Source organism: Natronococcus sp. (assembly GCF_047921035.1).
In the GTDB taxonomy this organism is placed as follows: Archaea; Halobacteriota; Halobacteria; order Halobacteriales; family Natrialbaceae; genus Natronococcus.
Map to the genome: position 1 here is coordinate 1 of NZ_JBLRWX010000241.1, position 812 is coordinate 812.

Annotated in this window: 1 protein-coding gene; it reads right to left on the minus strand. The window is 68.2% G+C overall.

The features are described from left to right. On the minus strand, positions 1–767 hold a 767-nt coding region (locus ACNA7R_RS20490), incomplete at its 3' end, for an ABC transporter ATP-binding protein (RefSeq protein WP_416285379.1). Positions 768–812 lie beyond the last annotated feature (45 nt).

An 812-nucleotide genomic window follows, 5' to 3' on the forward strand; every position in this document is an offset into this window, starting at 1 on the left:
CGGCCGTCGTCGATCGACGCGCTGCCGACGCCCTCGAGTTCCCGAACGCGCTCGAGGACGCCCTCGTCCAGCCGGGAAACGTAGACGTACAGGGTTTCGCCGGTTTCGGAGGCGTCCCGGAGCCCGTCGATCGTGTCGACGGCGACCAGTTGCCCGCGGTTGATGATCGCCACGCGGTCACAGACGGCCTCGACCTGCTCCATGACGTGACTCGAGAAGAACACCGTCGTCCCGCGGTCGTTCTCCTCGCGGATGATCTCGCGCATCTCGCGGGCGCCGTTCGGGTCCAGTCCCGTGGAGGGCTCGTCGAGGACGAGCAGATCGGGGTCGCCGACCAGCGCCATCGCCAGCACCAGCCGCTGGCGCATCCCTTTCGAGTAGCCGCCGGCCTTCCGGTCGGCTGCATCGGCGATCCGGACGCGCTCGAGCAGGGCGTCCGGGTCCTCGCTTCCCTCCTTCATCTCGATCGCGAACTCGACGTGCTGGCGACCCGTCAGCCGGTCGTAGACGTGGTAGCCGTCCGGCAGGACGCCGGTTCGACTGCGGACGGCCTGGCCCGCCTTCTGGGCGTCGTGGCCGAGCACCGTGGCCGTCCCCGACGTTGGCCGGATGAAATCCAGCAGAACATCGATCGTCGTCGACTTCCCCGCGCCGTTCGGACCGAGGAAGCCGAATATCTCTCCCTCCCTGATCGTGAGGTCGAGGCCGTCGACGGCGACGACGTCGCCGAACCGTTTGGTCAGTCCCTCGAGTTCAATCGCCGCCATGCCCACCTCTCCGGGGGACGAACCGTACACCTGGTCGCGTCGGAC